Consider the following 3,001-nt stretch of genomic DNA (forward strand, 5'->3'; position numbering starts at 1 on the left):
CTCTCTAACTTTTTTTCCTCATCTAAGAATACTTTGTTAGACCGCAACTTGGTATAATGCGGTGTTGGCATTGCCAAATGGGGATGTGTTTCAGCAGGCATATCCGACTGAGGGCATTGCACTGGTGAGCGTGACGAGTGTGCTGGCCGGTAGAGTGCGGGTATCCATTACAGGAACAGATGCGCCGCCAACTGCCAATCTGAGTGCGGAAGCATTAGGGCTAGTGTTGGCAGTTACGCCTGGAACAGAGGTAGCAGAATCCAATGAAGAGGCGATTCAAGTGGTGGTAACGGGGGAACAACATGAGGGCTACAACCGCTCTGATGCAACAACTGCCACCCGAACCAATACGCCATTACGTGATATTCCTCAATCAATCCAGGTAATTCCTCAGCAGGTATTAACAGACCAGCAAGTCATTCAGCTCCGAGAAGCGACCCGCAATGTGAGCGGAGTGGTCGAAGGCAGTAATTTTGGTAATAGTGGTGATGCATTTTTGATTCGGGGTTTCCAAACGAACAACATTCTGTTAGACGGTATTGAACTCGGTACTTTTAATTTAGGTCTGAATAGCAGTTTCAGAGAAATCGCAAACATAGAAAGGGTAGAAGTGCTCAAAGGTCCAGCATCTGTTTTGTATGGCACCCTTGAGCCAGGCGGTATTGTCAATGTTGTCACAAAGCAACCTCTCGCTTTTCCGTCTTATGAAGTTGAACTTCAAGCTGGAAATTTTGAATTTCTTCGTCCTAGCATTGATTTTTCCAGTCCACTCAACTCAGACGGCACGATACTTTACCGACTAAACGCGGTTTATCAAACTGCTGATGATTTCCGTGAGTTTGAGCAAGGAATTGAGCGAATTTTTGTTGCTCCTGTGCTAAGTTTAGCTATTACTGACAACACAGATTTAGCCTTAAACTTTGAGTACCTCTATGATGAACGCCCCTTTGATCGCGGCTTAGCTGCTATTGGCGATCAGATTGCCGATATCCCATTTGAGCGGATTTTGGGTGAACCTGATGATATTAATATCAGAGAACAATATGTAGCGGGTTATCGCCTGGAACATCGATTCAGTAGAAACTGGCAACTCCGGAACGTCTTTCGCTATATCTCAACAGAACGCACCACGAGAGCGTTTCAAAATAGGGGCGATCTGAATGAAGAAACGGGCGATCTGGCGAGAAGCGTTGATGATCAAAACGGTACAGTTGCAGGCTATACCCTGCAAACCAATCTTGTAGGCGAGTTCTCTACAGGTTCGATCGAGCATTCACTTTTATTGGGAATTGATTTTTCCAGAGAAACGAATGACTTTGATAATCGCTCCGCGCTTGAGCGCAGCATCATCAATATTTTTGACCCAGTTTATGGTACTCCTAGACCCAGCCGCTCTGAGCTTAGAGATGAAAATCAGAGTTTGTTCGGGGGAACACTACAGGCTTTTGGACTTTATCTGCAAGATCAGATTACGTTGCTAGATAATTTAAAGCTACTCGTAGGTGGACGTTTTGACATCGTGGATCAAGATTCTTTCTTTACGAGTGTTTCTGCTGGAGATGTTCTCTCAGACACAACTGACCAACAACAAGATGAGGCATTTTCTCCCCGGATCGGGATTGTCTATCAACCCATCGAACCGCTTTCCCTGTACGCTAGCTTCAGTCGCTCCTTTGCCCCAAACTTTGGCACAACCGTCGAAGGAGACATTCTTGAACCTACACGCGGCACGCAATATGAAGTTGGTGTTAGAGGCGAGTTTCTTGAGGGTAGACTGACAACCAACCTGGTAGCCTATTACCTGACTAAAACTAACATCGCGGCTACAGACCCAGATAACCCAGACTTCAGTATTGCAACTGGAGAGCAGAGAAGCCAGGGAATTGAATTAGATGTGATTGGCGAAATTCTTCCTGGTTGGAATATAATTGCCTCTTATGCTTACACAGATGCTGAGGTGACTGAGGATGAAGGCAGTTTATTAGAAGGAAATCGATTGGCAGGTGTACCAGAACATACTGCCAGCTTATGGTCAACCTACGAAATTCAAAGCGGAGATTTGCAAGGGTTGGGCTTTGGGTTAGGATTATTTTTTGTGGGCAAACGACAAGACTTCGATAATTCTTTCAGTGTTCCAAGTTATCTCCGTACAGATGCCAGTCTTTTTTATCGGCGAGACAACTGGCGAGCAGGCATCAATTTTAGGAATCTCTTTAATATTGACTATATTGAAGCTGTCGATGATCGAGCGCGAATTACTCCAGGCGCACCTTTTACCATTGTTGGTTCAGTCTCAGTAACCTTCTGAAGAGTTAGGAGCAAGAGAAACTGTGAATTTTCTGCCGAGCAGTAAAAAAATTCTGTGGGTGCAAAATTTTAGACAAGCTACTCACTTCCTTGTTTCTGGCGTTTTTTTTAAGTATTTCTCGTTCCATTTACTGATTTTGATCGCCCTGGTTCTTTGTCTGGTTTCAGCCTGTGATAACAATTTTTCATCAAATAGCGTCTCTAATTCACCACTTCAATCAGATTGTCGAATCGTTGAACACGCTATGGGCAAAACCTGTGTTCCTCTTAATCCTCAGCGTGTGGTAACGATTGACCCATTCTCACTCGAAAATGTTTTGGCGTTTGGAATACAGCCTGTAGGAGTTGCTGCGTCTTCAGATTGGCTGGAGGATCGAGACTATTTGCGAGATAGTTTATTAAATATTGAGACAGTTGGCGACTTCACTCAACCAAGCCTGGAAAAAATTCTTACGCTTAAACCAGACTTGATTTTAGGGCTTACCGAAGATAAAAAGATATACTCACAGCTTATGCAAATTGCCCCTACTATTTTGTTTGACTTTGCAAGCAGCGGACAGTGGAAAGATATCCTCATGCATAATGCAGAAACGCTTGGTATGACAGATGTCGCAAACCAGCTTATGATGGCTTATAGCGAGGCGTTGCTGAAAGTTGAATGATTTAAGCAGGAAGAGGAATGGTTTTAAACTTC

Annotated in this window: 2 protein-coding genes; both read left to right on the forward strand. The window is 44.2% G+C overall.

Features of this window, described 5'->3' with window-relative positions:
* Positions 1–139: 139 nt before the first annotated feature.
* Positions 140–2,308 (forward strand): TonB-dependent siderophore receptor, encoded by a 2,169-nt coding sequence (locus NIES1031_RS23065; RefSeq protein WP_236738965.1) that lies wholly within the window; start codon positions 140–142, stop codon positions 2,306–2,308.
* Positions 2,309–2,330: 22 nt separating this feature from the next.
* Positions 2,331–2,969: an ABC transporter substrate-binding protein gene (locus NIES1031_RS23070; protein WP_143167858.1), complete on the forward strand. Its 639-nt coding sequence runs from the start codon at positions 2,331–2,333 to the stop codon at positions 2,967–2,969.
* The last annotated feature ends 32 nt before the right edge of the window (positions 2,970–3,001 follow it).

Origin of the sequence: Chroogloeocystis siderophila 5.2 s.c.1, from assembly GCF_001904655.1 — a bacterium.
Taxonomy (GTDB): Bacteria; Cyanobacteriota; Cyanobacteriia; order Cyanobacteriales; family Chroococcidiopsidaceae; genus Chroogloeocystis; species Chroogloeocystis siderophila.